This window comes from Alteromonas antoniana, from assembly GCF_019249295.1.
GTDB lineage: Bacteria > Pseudomonadota > Gammaproteobacteria > Enterobacterales > Alteromonadaceae > Alteromonas > Alteromonas antoniana.
The window spans coordinates 107,758-121,325 of sequence record NZ_JAESDH010000001.1 but is presented as its reverse complement, the minus strand read 5'-3'; the positions used below and the strand labels follow the sequence as shown (position 1 = coordinate 121,325).

The 13,568-nt window shown below is 48.8% G+C and carries 11 protein-coding genes; 4 read left to right on the top strand and 7 right to left on the bottom strand.

Features of this window, described 5'->3' with window-relative positions; all coding sequences use genetic code 11:
* Positions 1-2: 2 nt before the first annotated feature.
* The gene (locus JKP77_RS00550; protein ID WP_218309258.1) at positions 3-1,802 is read right to left on the bottom strand and encodes a cation:proton antiporter; all 1,800 of its coding nucleotides are present in this window, start codon (positions 1,800-1,802) and stop codon (positions 3-5) included.
* Between the two features lie 261 nt (positions 1,803-2,063).
* Between JKP77_RS00550 and JKP77_RS00545 the strand changes: the two genes are divergently transcribed.
* Both JKP77_RS00545 and JKP77_RS00540 read left to right on the top strand, forming a co-directional pair.
* On the top strand, positions 2,064-2,894 hold the full coding sequence (locus JKP77_RS00545) for a VWA domain-containing protein (protein ID WP_218309257.1): 831 nt from the start codon (positions 2,064-2,066) through the stop codon (positions 2,892-2,894).
* Positions 2,895-2,934: 40 nt separating this feature from the next.
* On the top strand, positions 2,935-3,816 hold the full coding sequence (locus JKP77_RS00540; RefSeq protein WP_218309256.1) for a hypothetical protein: 882 nt from the start codon (positions 2,935-2,937) through the stop codon (positions 3,814-3,816).
* Positions 3,817-3,882: 66 nt separating this feature from the next.
* Here JKP77_RS00540 and JKP77_RS00535 read toward each other — a convergent pair whose 3' ends face one another.
* A complete protein-coding gene (locus JKP77_RS00535; RefSeq protein WP_218309255.1) occupies positions 3,883-5,325 on the bottom strand; it encodes an amidohydrolase family protein in 1,443 nt (480 codons plus the stop codon).
* A gap of 445 nt (positions 5,326-5,770) precedes the next feature.
* Here JKP77_RS00535 and JKP77_RS00530 point away from each other — a divergent pair, with 445 nt between their 5' ends.
* Positions 5,771-6,349 carry a hypothetical protein gene (locus JKP77_RS00530; RefSeq protein WP_218309254.1) on the top strand — a complete coding sequence of 193 codons (579 nt, stop codon included), beginning with the start codon at positions 5,771-5,773 and terminating at the stop codon, positions 6,347-6,349.
* Positions 6,350-6,639: 290 nt separating this feature from the next.
* Here the strand turns inward: JKP77_RS00530 and JKP77_RS00525 are convergent, their stop codons facing one another.
* Positions 6,640-8,559: a methyl-accepting chemotaxis protein gene (locus tag JKP77_RS00525; protein WP_218309253.1), complete on the bottom strand. Its 1,920-nt coding sequence runs from the start codon at positions 8,557-8,559 to the stop codon at positions 6,640-6,642.
* A 236-nt stretch (positions 8,560-8,795) separates the two neighbouring features.
* Complete coding sequence (locus JKP77_RS00520; RefSeq protein WP_218309252.1) at positions 8,796-10,979, bottom strand: M3 family metallopeptidase; 2,184 nt, start codon at positions 10,977-10,979, stop codon at positions 8,796-8,798.
* 251 nt (positions 10,980-11,230) lie between these two features.
* Here JKP77_RS00520 and JKP77_RS00515 point away from each other — a divergent pair, with 251 nt between their 5' ends.
* The gene (locus JKP77_RS00515) at positions 11,231-11,749 is read left to right on the top strand and encodes a YgjV family protein (protein ID WP_218309251.1); all 519 of its coding nucleotides are present in this window, start codon (positions 11,231-11,233) and stop codon (positions 11,747-11,749) included.
* Here JKP77_RS00515 and JKP77_RS00510 read toward each other — a convergent pair.
* The 3 genes from JKP77_RS00510 to JKP77_RS00500 form a co-directional block, all read right to left on the bottom strand.
* Positions 11,731-11,991, bottom strand: a complete 261-nt coding sequence (locus JKP77_RS00510) for a hypothetical protein (RefSeq protein ID WP_218309250.1) — start codon at positions 11,989-11,991, stop codon at positions 11,731-11,733. The genes JKP77_RS00515 and JKP77_RS00510 overlap by 19 nt on opposite strands.
* 306 nt (positions 11,992-12,297) lie before the next feature.
* Positions 12,298-12,984, bottom strand: coding sequence for a GGDEF domain-containing protein (locus JKP77_RS00505; RefSeq protein WP_218309249.1), 687 nt, complete (start codon positions 12,982-12,984; stop codon positions 12,298-12,300).
* The gene (locus tag JKP77_RS00500; protein WP_218309248.1) at positions 12,981-13,502 is read right to left on the bottom strand and encodes a hypothetical protein; all 522 of its coding nucleotides are present in this window, start codon (positions 13,500-13,502) and stop codon (positions 12,981-12,983) included. The genes JKP77_RS00505 and JKP77_RS00500 overlap by 4 nt, the downstream gene beginning before the upstream one ends.
* Between the last annotated feature and the right edge of the window lie 66 nt (positions 13,503-13,568).

Here is a 13,568-nt window from a genome sequence, read left to right as displayed (position 1 = left end):
CGCTAAACAGATTCGCCTTCCGGTACTATCAAACTGATAATTCTCCACCCGGCTTCCGGTAACAATTCTTTTCCAGTCAAAAATGTATGGATCCGATTATCCGCGTCAAGCCCAATGAGTGGGGTTACCCTGCTGCCATAAGTTTTCAGATAGTCTTCATAACTGAATTCTTCCGTGATCCGCGTTGTTTTTATCGAACCGCCGTGAGCGACAGCAGTAGCTAAATAACCGTACGTAACGCCCTCATCAAACAGGGTTAGCTTTTTCGCATAATGCTCGCCTACCTGGTGGCTGGGGCGTGCCGTCTGTTCGTTGTTTGACAGTCCCCATACTTTGTCTTTGCCCATTGTGTATTCAAAATGATAAGCAATCATGGGGTTAAGTTGTTTGTAGGGCGACATAATAAGAACGGTGCCAAACGTGCCCATCTCCAGGTGGCGGGCGGCATGGTCTGACATCGGATTGCCGAAATAAACCGGTATATCCATCATTCTGGCTTCGCGAATAGCGTCCCAGTTAGTATCTGCAATACATACTGATAGCTTCTGGTTAATCATTTCCTTCGCCATCAAGCGGCTGAACTTGCTGCCACCAAAAATAAGAAAACCGGTTGGCGCTGGCGCGCGCACCTTCAACAGCTTAGCCACCGAACGGGCGGAAAGACTTTGCACCACGACAGTGGCAATAATAACCAGAAAAACGATAGGAACGATGATGCTGGCTCCTTCGTATCCTATTTCTTCAAGCTTAAGTGAAAACAACGCCGATACCGCAGCAGCAACAATCCCCCGAGGCGCAATCCAGCTTAACAGTGCCAGTTCGCGCCAGTTAAGCCCGGTTCCGAAGGAAGAGGCAAGCACAGACAACGGTCTGGCAACAAACATGATCGCTGCCAGAACAATGAAGACACCTGCACCCACGTCAATCACGCTAGCGAGATTTAAACGGCTGGCCAACAGGATAAACAGCCCGGAGATAAGCAACACGCTGAGTGTTTCTTTGAACTCCAGAATATCCTCCACATCCACATTTTTCATGTTGGCCAGTACCATGCCGGCAATGGTAACAGCCAGCAGGCCTGATTCATGCGCAACATAGTTAGATGCGGCAAACACTGCCAAAATGATAGTAAGCACTGCGGTATTTTGCAGATAGTGTGGTATCCATTTCTTGCGAATGGAGAGACCAAGTAAATAGCCGCTCGCCAGCCCCAGCACAAAGCCGATGCCGATGGTTTTACCAAAGGTATAAAGCGTGTGCGAGATGGCAGAATCTTGTGAAGCGACGATAAACTCGTAGGTTAGTACCGCGAGTAACGCGCCGATAGGATCAATGATTATCCCTTCCCAGCGCAGTATATTCGCAAGGTTGGTTTTTGGTCTGACTGTGCGCAGCATTGGAACAATTACAGTAGGACCGGTAACGGTCACAATTGCCCCGAACAGGAACGATAGCTGCCAGGACAAATCCAGTGCGTAATGCGCCGCAAGCGCAGCCACCAACCATGTGACCACCACACCAACGGAACACAGGTTTCTTACCATATTGTCGTGCCCGGCAATATCACCAAACCGCAGGGTAAGTGAGCCCTCAAACAGGATGATAGCCACCGACAACGAGACTACGGGGAACAACAAATCGCCAAACAGAGCGTCAGGGTCCAGCACGCCGAAAACCGGGCCAACTAAAATCCCCACAATCAGCAGAGGTAAAATGGCAGGGAGGCGGATTTTATAGGCAAGATACTGGCAGCCAATTGACAGCAAGCCGACCATTACCAGAGAGACGAGCGGATCAGACAACGCGAATTCCTTTTATCATTGGATATAAATTTATACTCGCCTGGGCGCAACACACTAGAGTAATTTAGAATGAAGTTTGGCCTGGGGGCATAAAGTAATTAAAACAGATAATGATAAGATATAGATCATTTAAGCATAATGCGTCGTTTATTTTTTATTCGTTCAAAAACTCGTGATAAACTAGTTACTTTCGATATGCCTGTTAATCAAGGTGTTTGCAGATACGTGCTTATTCTGCATGTGTAGTTAAGGTGTAGTGGTATGAAAAAGCTGACTGGTAAAATAATCCTCACGTGTTTTGCACTGAGTCTTGCTGCAATATCTGCTGTTAAAGCAAATGCGGCAATGATTGAAACCGATATTGTTATCTTTATGGATGAGTCCGGCTCGATGAATACTGACGGCTCGGGTCTGCTGACAGAAAATATCTTTTCAAATCTATCCTTTTTTAACAGTTCATTGCTGAAGCGCGATATTAAAGCTAATTACTCGGTTGTGGCTTTCGGCGGGAGCAGTAATGATTTCGGACGGATTTTACAGGATTTTACCACCGACTTAAGCGCGTTGTTTGCAGCAGTTTCTGACGACGATAATGGCCTGGAATATACGGGAAAAGATGAGTTACCATTCATTGCCATCCAGCAGGCACTATCTGTTTTCATAAACGGCGATGTGCTTAGCTATACCGGTAATGCTATTAAGAACTTCATTGTGTTTACTGATGAAGAGGCTGATGACGGCAGTGAAGCAGCTGTAACCCAAACCGCGCTGGAAGAGAATAATGTGCGGTTAAACGCGGTATTGTCCGGTGGTTCAACAAGTGGCGATTTGGGCTCTGTAGCTATAGGAACCGGTGGAAATGTTTTTGATTTGGAAACGCTCAAAACCACAAGTGTATCGCAAGCTGAAAACTTTATGTCTGGTCTCGGTGATGTTAAAGCATCTGAAATCATTGAGGATTATTGCGGGTTAAACCCCAACGCAGACGTGTGTACTGAAGACAACAACCCGATAAATGCGCCAGCCTCACTGGGACTGATGTTTGCCGGAATGATTGCACTGGCGATTCGCCAGCGTCGACGTCGCGTCTGATTTTCAAACCCAATCATAACTTCGGAAGAGGGAATTTCCGTTGGCAAGACCACACCAACCTACTGTTCTGCCATCCGTTGCTACTTTATGGGCGACAGTGCTTCTGTTCGGGTTAACCGGGTGTGCCGCCGTGTACGACGATACAGTCGCAGACATCACCATAACCGATAGCTATCCGCTGCCGCCACAGCTCTCTGAGTCATCGGGATTGTATTGCCTGAACAATCAGGCCCTTACTATCAACGATTCAGGTAATCCAGCTACCGTTTTCACCATCGACTCAATGGCGCGCATCGTTGCTCAGAGTTCGCTGGAAAAACCCAATGTCGACTGGGAGGCCATCACAGCCAGCCACGATGCCATCTTTGTTGGCGATATCGGTAACAACCGGGGCAATCGGTCGTCGCTGAGCATAGAAATCATCAACCGCGATACCATGTCACACTTGCGAACACTAAGTATCGATTATGATGGCTACAACGCCGGGCAGAACGTGCCTTATGCGCACGATTATGACGCCGAGGCTATGACGTGGCATGACGGCAAGCTGTTGATATTTTCAAAAAGCTGGGCCAGTCGTGTCTCGCATGTGTATGAGGTTGACACGGATACTGATCATCAGACACTGAAAGCCGTGGCGCATATTGAAGGCTTGCCCGGAGTTATCACTGGCGCAGACTGGGATAAAAGGCGGCAACAGTATGTCATCGTAGGCTATGCCAGCGATCCTTTCGGAAACTTTGATACCTTTCTGGCAGAGGTGACTCCCGGCTTCAAGGTTTCAAAAATTTGGCCGTTACCGGATCATGATCAGGTAGAAGGCGTTTGCGCGGCCCCAGACGGCAGTTACTGGGTTACTCAGGAAGCGGTAGGCGACAGTCCTGCAACCTTGCTGCGGATTATGTCACCTACGCCTTTTTAATGTATAAGTATGTTTTACTGGCCGCTTTTCCTAAGTTAGATAAACATCAGCGTTTATAGTCTCAACTCATTGCAGGCTATTGCTCGCAAATTCTGATGTCTGATCGCTCAGTCTGTGTCGCAACTTACCAATATCGAAGCGGTTACCGTTTTGAATCACCTGCGTAATTGTTTTTACTGCGCCTATATCTTTAAGTGGGTTGTCAGTCATTACCACCAAATCAGCTTGATATCCTGCCGCTATTTTACCTTTCTTAGTCAGCGCTAGTCGACTGGCTGCTTTATTGGTTATCAGCTGAAGAATCTCCCAGTTTTCAATCCCGGCTCTCTGGTGTAAGGCCAGTTCTCGCCAAAATACCGGACCACCAGAGTAGCTGTCGGATCCAATTAGTAATGGCACGTTGGCTTCGTGCAGGCGAAGAAGAAAAGTTTCTACCTGACTATAGCTGGATTGTGCTCGTTCAAAGTCTTCATCTGTCCAATCATACAGGGAGGCGCCAAGATTTGTCTTCCAGTTAGCGGCGACCTCAGGGTGGTGATACCAGCGTTCATCTGGGTACAGCGAGTCGATTTCCGGATAGAAGTACATCATCTCATTCACAACCAGCGTTAAGTCCACAGATACATCCTTCGTAGCGAGATCCGTAATTAGTTTTTGCATGGGAGGCGCGTCGAAATTCACCCACTCAAACCATTGATAGAGATGCTTTGCACTCATAGGTGCAAGACTCGCCAGAAAGTCATCGCGGGCATCTTCGGGGAGTAAATCTGCGGAGGTAGGGAGAGCATGGGTCAGGGCATCAATACCCGCATCCACGGCCTCCTGCCAACTGACTTTATCCAGATGAGCTATCGCTTTTAGCCCGGCCTCGTGGGCCAATGACACGCCCAGGTTAACTTCCTGCACACTGAGTCCCTGATACAACTTGATATAGGATACTCCCAGCGACTTTTGACGTTGTATCTCTTGCTGCCATTCTTGAGGGGTAGACGGATATACAGACCCCCCTTCGATGGGAGTGGGATCGAAGGTCAGCCCCGCGTACTTAAGTGAGGGCCCCAGCCATTCACCGGCTTGCTGCATCTGCACATAATGCTGGTTCGCAATAGGGTCGCCCGCAGGACTGAACGCAGAGGTTATGCCAGATGACAGAGCTGCCATCGCGTGAAACCGGGTAACTTCCGGCTTACTTTTCATGCTGATATGAGGCTGGTTTTCCACCACGCTGACAGTCATTGGGCCCGCTGTCAGGTGCAAATGGCTATCTATCATTCCGGGCATGATAAAAGCACCTTGCACATCAATGCGATCTTTTACCTGCGGGAGTTGACCGTGCCCGACTCCCTTAATTTTATCATCGACGATATGCACCCATCCGTCGTGAAGTTCAGTCTGATTGTGGGGAACTATTATGTTCGCATTAACTAAAAGGTACTCTTTAGCTATGGCGATTGACGATGTAGCTGAGAGAGCCATTAAGAGAAAAAAGCGACTGGTTTTTCTAAGCATGTTTTCCTACCTGAATTTGTATGGGTCGTAATCAGGTAGTCTGTAAACCACAAAAAATCTTACGCCGTGCGACGCTTTTATAAGTACATTAAAACGAAACCGTTTTGAATTTCACGTAAGTGCATGTTAGTTAGTGGTTTTTATTCTTCCTGATTGGATAAAAAATCAGTTGACTCATTTATGTTGTCAGCTTCCGTGGAAAGTCAGTTGCAACAGAGAACAGTAAGCGCGCTTAGAAGGGCGTGTAGGTAATTGAAAAAATTATATTTTTATCTTAATCACGTGATCGTAACTGACATTTTCATGCTGCGGATCGGAATAGTTACGTCCTTGCTAGAATGCCAACGCATGGATCCTGATACCTTTATATTCTGTTTGTTTGGTTATACTTTGCGCACAGATTGGGTGAAATTTGCCCTGAAGACGAAACGTGAAACAGGAGCACATGATGAAAAAGATGCGTCGGCTATACTGCCTGATCACAGCACTTTGCGCTCCTGCGGCCATGGCCGGCCAGTTGGGTGATAACGCTGCCCAGTGGTTTTCCGATACAGTGAATGCGGAAGATACCGTGGCGGTAAGTTTCACCAAGCAGCGGATCCATTTCAAGGGATGTAATCAGAAAGCTTATCAACTCGCTTTTAGTAAGCAGTTCACACCGGTTTTCGCACTGGAAGCCAGTATGCACTACGACAAAGGTGAACTTAGCTTTGGGGCGCTGAGTCAGAAAGTGACATCACAGGGGTACGAGGTAATATCCTGGTGGACAGTAGATGAGCTTCGGTTAGGTGTCAGTCACAAAGTCAGAACGTCATTGAAAATGTCGTCCCCGATGACAGAGCAACTTTCACTACCTACCAGCCAGTCAGTAGGGTTTCATTTGGCGCTGCCGGGAATGAAAGAGGCGCACAGTATGTCAGTATCGCTGACCCGCGAGAACTGGCAAGCCAGTACCACGAACAACCAGACGTGGCAGGAAATCGAAGATAACCAGATTAACCTGCAATACGCTATCGCCTTCTGATTTTCGAAAGCAGAGTAACTGATACGCCATCGATTTCTGATTTTCGAAAGCGGATTAACCGCACGCCAGCCTCTCTTTTTAGTCATAGCCGGTGATATCAGCCCCCGTTTTACATTTCGGGAAGCAGCCGGTCAAACTACCTCTTCGCACTCTACTGCACATTCGGTCTCAGCCAGAGTGCCACAAGAGAGGCAACCCCCTTACTTTGCGCTGAAATTAGCGGGTATTCAGTTATACAAGTTGTAGTCAGTTCCTGTGGTATTAACCGAAGCGCGTTACTGTATCGGCATTTATAGCCTGAACTGCTCGACCTGCGTTGCCAAATCGTTTGCCAGCGTGTCCAGTTGTTCACTTACCTTCACCAGCGCAGAAGCGGTCGCCAGGCTATCTTCGCTGCTTTCGCTGATATCATTAATATTTCTGTTGATATCCTCAATGACAACCGATTGTTCTTCGGTACCAGTGGCGACCTGGGTGTTGATGTCATTAATACCTTCAATATTCGCTGCCACGGTTTGTAACAGATCATCAATCCGACTGGCTGCTGCAACCACTTCGTCGGTTTGAGCTCGGCTGGTATGCATTTGTGACACGGCATCCTGCGAGGCCTGCTGGAAGGTATCCATCTTAGTCTGTATCTCATCGGTAGCGCTGGCCGCCCGCTGCGCAAGTGTTCTAACCTCGTCAGCAACAACGGAGAAGCCGCGACCGTGGTCACCGGCACGGGCAGCCTCAATAGCGGCATTCAGCGCCAGTAAGTTGGTTTGTTCAGATATTCCCCGGATTGTGTCCAGTATGCCGCCAATAGCAGTAGTGTGCGCATCCAGCGATTGGATCACGTCAGCGACATGGCGAACCTGTCGCGACAACGACGAAATAGCCGCGACAGCGGTTTGGGTTTCTCTACGGCCCTCCTGTGAAGTCAGGCTGCCTTCCTGAGCTCTCTGGGCTGCAAGTGTGGCCGAACTGGCGATCTCATCGACCGTGCTGCCCATTTCCGTCAGCGCTGTCGCCACCTGAATAGTGCGGTCCCGCTGAGTCTGACTGACTTTTTCGGTGTGGCGTGACTGTCCTGCCACGGCGCTCGCCGATTCCCGCAAACGCTGACTGGTTTGCGCCACACTACTGATAGTGTCATGTAAATGACCAATAAACTGATTAAAGCCTTCTACTAATCGGGCGGTTTCCTTCTGCTCGGGAACGTTAAGGCGCGTTGACAGATCGCCGTCTCCCTTACCCAATGCCTGAAACGCATCCGCAAGGCGCTCCAGTGGACGAGTAATACTCGCGGCCAGCCAGATGCCAATGAACGCGAATAGTGCCGCAACCAGTCCAGACCAGATAATAATATGTCTGCTGGCTGCATCCAGGGCAGAAAACAGTTCCGCTTTCGGTACCTGCGCAATCACGTACCAGCCTGCGCTCTTAATAAAGGTACTCGCAAAGAGCGTTTCCTCACCATCAATGTCGCTGGTTACCATGGTAAAAGCCTGCTGACTCAGTAATGAGCCTGCAGACTTGCCGCCAGCGATGGCGTTGATGGATGCATCGCCAAGCAAGCTTGTATCTGGATGGGCGATAACCGTGCCCGTACCGTCAACCATGTAAATCACGCCGGAATCGGCCAGCCTGACACCGTTTAGAATATCTACCAGTTCATCGACTGACTTGGCCACACCAGACATGCCGCGGCCATTAAGCTGTTGATAATTGGCAAACAAGCGGTAACCCACACCGGGTTCGTTATACAGACTCAGAGAGTCGGCTTTTCCGCTGTCTTTGTATGCGAAAAACCAGCCGTCGAATTCGTCGTTTTTGAGTTGTCGTAAAAAGCCGTCCTGGTTCCAGTAATTATGGGTTTCACGATCGACAAACGAGGCAACCGTAAGATCATTGTAGTTAACAATGTCTTTTAAGTAGCGAACCAAGCGCTTTTCACCTGCATTGTCTGCACCTGCGGCAGACCATGCGACTAAATCCGGGTTGGTTGCAATACTATGGGCTACCGTCTGCATCACGCTGACTTCTTTGTCCACCCGGTTGCCTACCTGTTGCACCATGGCAGGTAATTGCATCGTTTCCAGATTCTCAGTAATCAGATCTCTGGCAATCCACTGACTGATAGAGCCTACCAGTATGGTCGAGGCCAAGACTGCGATGATCAGTGCGAAAAGGAGTTTTTGTTTAATGCTTAATGAACTGAAAGTCATTATTGTTACCACGCGTTCTTTAGACTACACAGGACGTGGGCTGCAGGCTCAGCACCATTCGAAACCAGTTTGTGTTCAGACTGAGTTGTTCTTCTTATTATTATCGACACATTCTGGCATTGCTTGACTGGACAGGCTTTATGACCAGATGGTCAGTGTAATACAAAAACGGAAGGGAACAGAAATAAAAAAGCCGCTATCTAAGCGGCTTTTTAACACTAACTGATGAGGACGATTTACTCGTCGTCACCTTTTTCAGAAGGTACCGGGAAACCACGGTCGCGCATTAGTGCGTCAACTTTGGCGTCGCGGCCACGGAATTTGCGGTATGCTTCCGCCGGATCCATGGCATTACGTACTGAGAACAGGTACTTAACCAGACGGTCACCAAGCTCTTCATCGTAGAAACCACCCGGTGCTTCTGCGAAGGCTTCTGCCGCATCTGCGGTTAATACTTCTGCCCACATGTAGCCATAGTAAGCTGCTGCGTAACCTTCACCGGAGAATACGTGACCGAAGTGCGGGCTGCGGTGACGCATCACGATTTCTTCAGGCATGTTCAGCTTTTTCAGTTCTTCACGCTCGAAGGTATCCGGGTCAATATTCTCAGGATCGGTAGTGTGATACTTCAGATCCATGATGGCAGATGCCATGTACTCTGTGGTCTTGAAACCTTCGTTGAAGGTTGAGGCCTTCTTGATTTTGGCTACCAGCTCATCAGGGATAGGCTCGCCGGTTTTGTAGTGAACCAGATACTGATCAATCACCTCATCCGTGGTCAGCCAGCGCTCAAGTAACTGTGACTGGAATTCCGTGTAGTCACGAACGCCAGAGTGAGAGGTTGGGTACTTCACTTTTGCACTTAAGAAATGCAGCGCGTGACCAAACTCGTGGAAATAGGTTTCCGCATCATCCCAGGAAATCAGCGTTGGCTGACCTTCAGGACCTTTTACAAAGTTTGAGTTGTTAGAAGACAATACCGTCTCCTTACCATCAAACGTAGTGTAAGAGCGGTAGGTCGTCGCCCATGCGCCTGAACGCTTGCCCTGACGTGCGAACGGGTCCAGATACCATAGACCAATGTGCTCACCGCTATCTTTGTCGGTGACTTCCCAGACTTTCACGTCCGGGTGGAATACCGGCACCTTGCCTTCTTCTACCGGTGTGAAATCAAAGTTGAACAGGCGGCCTGCCACATAGAACATCGCTTCGCGAAGCTTATCGAGCTGCAGATATTCTTTTACTTCGTTGGAATCCAGATCGTATTTTGCCTGGCGGACTTTTTCTGCATAGAAACGGTAATCCCACGGCTTAATCGTGATATCAGCGCCTTCTTCGTCGGCGATAGCCTGCATGTCAGCCACTTCTTCTTCCACACGGGCAATGGCTGCGGGCCAGACTTTCATCATCAGGTCCATGGCATTGTCCGGGTTTTTGGCCATACGGTCTTCCAGGCGCCACGTTGCGTAGTCGTCGTAGCCAAGCAGCTCAACGCGCTCATCACGCAATTTCAGGATCTTCTTAATAAGCTCATTGTTGTCGAACTCATCACCGTTATCGCCGCGATCGTAGTAGGTGCGCCAGACTTTTTCGCGCAGCTCACGATTGGTGGAATAAGTCAGGAACGGATCCATAGAAGAACGTGTGTTCGTGATAGCGTACTTACCGTCATCGGTCTTGATCGCATTTACGAAAGACTCCGGCAGTCCGTCCAACTGGTCTTCCGTGATATAGGTAACGTAGTTTTCTTCGTCAGCCAGAACGTTATTGGCAAACTTGGTATGCAGTGTGGCCAGTTCCTGGTTGATTGCGGCATAGCGCTCTTTCGCTTCACCGTCTAATGTTGCGCCGTTACGGGCGAAACCATTGTATGTCATCCAGGTAACACGCTGCTCTTCCGGCGTCAGCGATTCCATTTCGTCACTTTCGTACACAGTGCGGACGCGCTCAAACAGCTTTTCATTTTGTGTAATCTGGCTGAAAAAGGCTGAAAGCTTCGGTGACATCTCTGCCTGAATTTCACGGAATTCCGGGCTTGATTTGTTCGAGCTCCAGATACCGTAATAGGTGAATACGCGACCGAGTTCTTCGCCGGCACGCTCCATTTCCACGATGGTATTTTCGAAAGTAGGCGCGTCGCTGTTATTCGCAATGGCTTCGATTTCTTTGAGGTTTAACTCCATCGCTTTCTCAAGCGCGGGTTTTAAATCTTCCAGATTCATTTTATCGAACGCCGGAACACCGCCGTAAGGTCCTTTGAACTCCTGCAGCAACACATTATCGAACTGCTGATCAGATGCTTGCTCCGCGGCTGCCGGTTTGTCGGCTTGCGCTGTTGTTTCCGGTGCTTTCTGCTCAGAGCAGGCACCCAGCGCGACAACCACTGCCATAGCAGTGAGAGACGTTTTGAATTTACCCATGTTATTTCCTATCTGTCGTTATCATTGTAAGAAAGGTACATCTCATACTAGTGGATGGGCCAGTCAAATTAAATGCCTTTTACCTTACCCACGCGCCAAATAACGTGAGTAAATGTGTCAAAACACCTCGTTGCTATGCAACTCGTCGCAAAGCGCATCAAAAATCACCAAATTGTCATGCTCTGACTATTGTCCCAAACGCACGTGACAGCTAGACTGCGCGCAAATTTCATCACACCAGAAGGGGTACTATGTCAGAGCTAATTTTTCACACGCTTCCGGTTATTCTCGCCGTTGCCTCATTTTGGTCAAATACCGAGCGAAAGCTGCTATTGCTGAACCTTGGCCTGTGCGTCACCATTGCCGCGCTACTGGCATTTCAACAAGCCTGGGGAGGCGTGTTGGTGATTACCGTTGCGGGGATCAGTACTACCTATCGACTGATTACTAACAAGCTGGTGAGCAGTAAAATCACTGCGGTATTAATCGTCATAATGTCGGCGCTGATTGGGGTTATTAATAACTTGTCCGGTAAAACTGGTTTACTGGAGCTGATGCCGCTGATTACTTTTATTTTCTATCGCTTTGGAGAGCTTCACTGCCGTGAGGCTGGCCTGAGAATGTGTATGGTAATTGGTTCTGCAGTATTCACGGTATATGCGCTGATTACCCATACCTGGGGTGTCGCGGTGACAGAGTCGCTTTTTGCGATGTCTAACCTGTGGTACTGGGTGCGTTTGAAGCGAACGGTTCAGTCGGCCGCCGTTTGATCCTGACTCGCGAGCGCGGCTCTTTTCGACGAGCGGCGTTCGTTTTCTTTTTTTACAAAGACAAATGTAAGGTACATCTTAGTTGGCAACGACATCGCCAACCCGATGGCCATCATAAACGCGCCCAGCATGAGGCCTTTTATCCCCCAGGTTTCAGGCAGTCCGGAGTAGCTAACAACGTAATGACCGCCTAGAAACAGCAAAATACCGACAACCATGATCCACTTAAGTGCTGTAATCATCTGTCTCATCTCATATCAACAGACCCTAGCTTAGCAACAACCTGCAGAATATCGTTGATTTACATCAGTGTTAGGTTTCAAACACCTTTTTGGATAGTAAGCGAAACGGGTTTACTTAATGCTGACCATTTACTTTGTCGGACGTTACCCCGCAGCTGCTACTAAACTGGCTACTCAAAAGTTGTCTGTTTCCGCAGCGTTATGGCAGCGTCCTGCGCATCTGTTTAAGGGAAAAGTACTGCCAGGTTCTTTGGCACAAACGCATATCATCCTGATGTGCGGTGGAAACAGGGATAATCAGAAGTGTTAACCGGGAAGTATTAAACGGTTTTTGCCAGACGATTTTGCTTTATATAACAGCTTATCTGCGGTGCGGTAAGCGCCCAGATACGCGGAAGACGGATCACTGAGTTCTGAGGCACCCGCACTCACGGTAATCGTGACGTGCCCTCTTTGTTCCGGAAGCTCGAAAGGCCTTTCTGCTATGGCCTGAACCAGCCGGTTACCGAGGCGCGTGGCTTCTTTGAGATGTGATGTTTTACAAAACACCACAAATTCCTCTCCGCCAAAACGGGAAACGATATCCTCTGGTCGCAGTGTCTGCTTCAGGCGAGACGCCACTGCCCGTAAAATGCGATCACCGGCGTCATGTCCATAGGTATCATTGATGACTTTGAAGTCGTCAATATCAATAACTATCAGAAAGCCCGGCTGTACATGTTGATGGTTGAGTCGACGCTCGAAACCGCGGCGATTTAAAATAGCCGTCAGGGGATCAAGATAGGCTTGCTCAGTCAGCGCGGTTAATGCGGACCGTTTACGTTTGTTGCTGATAGCGGATAGTAAAAAAAGCAAAAAGAAGAATATCAGATTTACTGATAATACCATCGCCAGCATGGTGGCGTGCGTGGCAATTTGCCGCCAGGGTTCAGCAGCAAGGGCAGTCCCGGAAAACAACAGGCACAGCGCGGTTAATGTTAATGCCCCCTTCATTTGCGCCCCCTCACGAAACGATAGGTCTCTGCAACCAGGCCCGCCAGCGAAAAATACAAGATAGATAAAGTGCCTACCGCCAGTACCGGGCCAATGAGCTTATCAGGAACCGAAAACAGCAATACACCCTTTGCAAGAAGCAGGTGCATCCATCCCATAACCAGGAAATAACCGCACAGACGACCCGCTTTGATAGTAGACAAGGTGCGGTGATAGGTCACCAGGCCAATGCAAAAAATCAGCAGCGAAAGTGCACTGTAAGCATTGAGATAGGCGGGAAACGTTTCTGAAGAGAAGGCGTCGGAGGAGAATGTGATAAGCCAGAAATCCTCTGAAGTGATTATCCAGAATAAGTCCAGCGACCGCAGAGCGTGAAGGTACGTATCAATATCTGTCGCGGTGAGCGTGTGCTCATCAGGTATGCTCAGAAAATTGATCAGCACAATAGCAAACAATATTGAAACGGCCGCTACAAGCGGCAGCACTCGGTGGCTGGATTTTATTACTGACAACAACACGTGTCTTCCCTGATTTCTTCGACTAGCGCATAGTACGCTAACCATACCCTGGTTGTTTATTCACTG

Excerpts from the sequence above, each read along its gene's own strand:
- JKP77_RS00535 (WP_218309255.1), bottom strand. The coding sequence starts at position 5,325 with ATGCTTAGAAAAACCAGTCGCTTTTTTCTCTTAATGGCTCTCTCAGCT.
- JKP77_RS00525 (WP_218309253.1), bottom strand. The coding sequence starts at position 8,559 with ATGACTTTCAGTTCATTAAGCATTAAACAAAAACTCCTTTTCGCACTG.
- JKP77_RS00545 (WP_218309257.1), top strand. The coding sequence starts at position 2,064 with ATGAAAAAGCTGACTGGTAAAATAATCCTCACGTGTTTTGCACTGAGT.
- JKP77_RS00530 (WP_218309254.1), top strand. The coding sequence starts at position 5,771 with ATGATGAAAAAGATGCGTCGGCTATACTGCCTGATCACAGCACTTTGC.
- JKP77_RS00510 (WP_218309250.1), bottom strand. The coding sequence starts at position 11,991 with ATGATTACAGCACTTAAGTGGATCATGGTTGTCGGTATTTTGCTGTTT.
- JKP77_RS00520 (WP_218309252.1), bottom strand. The coding sequence starts at position 10,979 with ATGGGTAAATTCAAAACGTCTCTCACTGCTATGGCAGTGGTTGTCGCG.
- JKP77_RS00505 (WP_218309249.1), bottom strand. The coding sequence starts at position 12,984 with ATGAAGGGGGCATTAACATTAACCGCGCTGTGCCTGTTGTTTTCCGGG.
- JKP77_RS00515 (WP_218309251.1), top strand. The coding sequence starts at position 11,231 with ATGTCAGAGCTAATTTTTCACACGCTTCCGGTTATTCTCGCCGTTGCC.